The organism is Brevundimonas sp. (assembly GCF_031082345.1).
Taxonomy (GTDB): Bacteria; Pseudomonadota; Alphaproteobacteria; order Caulobacterales; family Caulobacteraceae; genus Brevundimonas.
Genome location: NZ_JAVHLH010000319.1, coordinates 1 through 2,805 on the forward strand (window position 1 = coordinate 1; position 2,805 = coordinate 2,805).

Sequence of the window (2,805 nt, forward strand, 5' to 3'; positions counted from 1 at the left end):
CTCAAACGGGGCGCCGGACAGGCGTCCGGCCGTGGCGGCCTCGATTTCGGCGGAGGTCCAGAGAGGGGCGGACTCAGGCATGGATTCGCAGGGCTTCGGCGGCTTCGGTGGCGTCGTCGAAGGGGTGGGTCGTTCCGCCGACGATCTGTCCCTGCTCATGCCCTTTTCCGGCGATCACCACCACATCTCCGTCGCGCATCTGTTCGATGGCCTGGCGGATGGCGGCGCGGCGGTCGCCGATCTCCTGCGCCTTCGGGCACCCTTCGCGCACCGCCCGGCGGATGGCAGCCGGGTCCTCGGAGCGCGGATTGTCGTCGGTGACGATGGCCACGTCGGCCAGCCGTCCGGCGATCTCGCCCATCAGCGGGCGCTTGGCCTTGTCCCGGTCGCCGCCGGCCCCGAAGACCACGATCAGCCGGCCCGTCGCGTGCGGACGCAGCGCCTTGAGCACCGTCTCCAGCCCGTCGGGCGTATGGGCGTAGTCGACATAGACTTCGCCGCGCGCCGAACCCGGAATGCGCTGCAGCCGGCCCTGGGCGCCGGTGATGTGTTCGAGACCGGCCAGCACCCGCTCGGGCGTCTCGCCGGCGGCGATGCACAGGCCCGCGGCGACGAGGGCGTTCGACGCCTGGAAGGCGCCCGCCAGCGGCAGCAGCACCTCGTGCAGGGTCCCGCGCACCTCGAGCGTCAGACGTTGGCCCTCGGGCACGGCTCGGCGGGCCACCAACGTCAGGTCCCGGCCCCGCTCGCCCACGCCCATGACGCCCAGTCCCGACATGATCGAAGCGGCGGCGAAGCTGGAATAGGCGTCGCTGTCGGCGTTCAGCACCGCCGTCCGTCCGCGCGGCAGCAGAGTGTCGAACAGGCGCAACTTGGCGGCGCGATAGGCCTCCATGTCGCCGTGGTAGTCGAGATGATCCTGGGTCAGGTTGGTGAAGGCCGCCGCCTTCAGCGACACTCCGTCCAGCCGGCGCTGGTCGATGCCGTGCGACGAGGCTTCCAGAGCCAGATGGGTCACGCCTCCGGTCGCCAGTTCGGCCAGCATGCGGGCGGCGTCGGCGGCGTCGGGGCTGGTCAGGCCGGGGCCGGTCAACGCCTGATTAACGTTACCCGTCTGTTTCAAAACCCCAAGCGTCCCCATGCTCGCGGCGGACAGCCCGAGCGAGGCCCAGATCTGGCGGCAGAAGGCGGCCACCGAGGTCTTGCCGTTGGTGCCGGTGATGGCCACGCATGTCGCCGGCTGAATTCCGTAGAAGCTGCGGGCCGCGATCGCATAGCTGCGCCGCACATCGCCCGAGGTGACCAGCACCGGCGCGAGCGCGGCGTCGGTGTCGACCGGCGCCAGCACGGCGGCGGCGCCCTGCGACAGGGCCTGGGGAATGAAAGCCCGGCCGTCGGCGGCCGTCCCCGGCAGGGCCACGAACAGGCAGCCCGGCGCGACCTTGCGGCTGTCGGCGGTGACGCCGGTGATGACCGGGTCCGCCGGCACGTCGCGGCGCAGCAGGTCGGACAGCTTGATCGAGGCGGGTGTCATCGCCCGTCCCCTTCGACGTCCTCGAAGGCCGGGATCGGCTCGCCCCTGGCGGTCCGGTACTGATCGGCACGGCGTTCGATGCCGAGGAAGGGCGCGATGCGGTCGGCGATGCGGCCGACGGCGGGCGCCGCCACATAGCCGCCGGTGCGCGGCCAGGTCCCCGGCTCGTCGATCAGGATCAGGATCGAGTAGCGGCGGGCGTTCAGCGGCCCGTCGGCCGGAAAGACGGCGGCGAAGGTGCCGACCGCGTGGGTGGGGTCGTAGCGGCCGTTGACCAGCTTGTTGGCCGAACCGGTCTTGCCGCCGACCCGCAGCCCCGCCGCCTCGGCCCGGCCGCCCGAACCGCGCACGACATTGCGGCGCAGCAGGTCCAGCAGGGTCCGTGAGGTTTCGGGGCTGACCACCTGACGGACGGCCGCGTTGGGCAGGCCGCCCTTGCGCAGGGTCAGCGGCACGAACCGTCCGCCGTTGGTCAGCGCCCCCATCGCCGCCGACATCTGCAGCGGGGTGATCATGATGCCGTAGCCGAACGACAGCGAGGCCAGGGTCGAGTCGTCCCATTTCGTCGGGCGGCGCGGCCGGGCGGATTCATGCAGTTCGATCGGGGCGGCGTCCAGCAGGCCGAAGCGGGTGAAATAGTCCCGCATCGTCGTCGGCCCCATCTCGACCGCGAGGCGCGAGGTGCCGATGTTGGACGAGTGGAGATAGACCTCCTCTAGCGTCAGCACCTGGTTGGTGGCGTGAAAATCGGTGATGCGGCGGTTGCCGATCATGAAGGCCTGCGAGGCGTCGAACATGGTGTCCATGTCCGCGCGGCCGGTGTCGAGGCCGGCGGCGACGGTAAAGGTCTTGAACACCGACCCCATTTCGTAGTGGGCCGAGGTCGCCCGGTTCAGCCGGTCGGTGGTCGGCCAGCTGGCCATGCCGAGGATTTCGCCGGTCTGCACGTCGGCGATGACGCCCACGGCGCCCTTGGCCTGGCTCTCTTCGACGGCGCGGGCCAGTTCGTTCTCGAGCACGCCCTGAACCCGCAGATCGATGGACAGCGGGAAATTCTCGCCGCGCGTTCCGGCCTGGCGGATTTCGGAATTGAAGGCCAGTTCGGCCCCGGTCAGTCCCTGTCCGCCGGTGTCGGTGACGCCCAGCACATGGGTGGCGGAAGCGCCCAGCGGATAGACGCGGCGATCCTCGGGCTCGAAGCTGATTCCACCGAGGGCGAGGCCGTGGACGGCGGCCTTCTCGCCCGGGGTCAGCCCCGGCATGACGATGAG

The 2,805-nt window shown here is 70.8% G+C and carries 2 protein-coding genes; both read right to left on the reverse strand.

The features are described 5' to 3' along the window. Window positions 1-73 precede the first annotated feature (73 nt). The gene (locus RDU12_RS14665; protein ID WP_308685361.1) at window positions 74-1,534 is read right to left on the reverse strand and encodes a UDP-N-acetylmuramoyl-L-alanyl-D-glutamate--2,6-diaminopimelate ligase; all 1,461 of its coding nucleotides are present in this window, start codon (window positions 1,532-1,534) and stop codon (window positions 74-76) included. Continuing rightward, window positions 1,531-2,805: penicillin-binding protein 2 (locus tag RDU12_RS14670; protein ID WP_308685363.1), on the reverse strand; the 1,275-nt coding region annotated here is incomplete at its 5' end. The genes RDU12_RS14665 and RDU12_RS14670, both read right to left, overlap by 4 nt.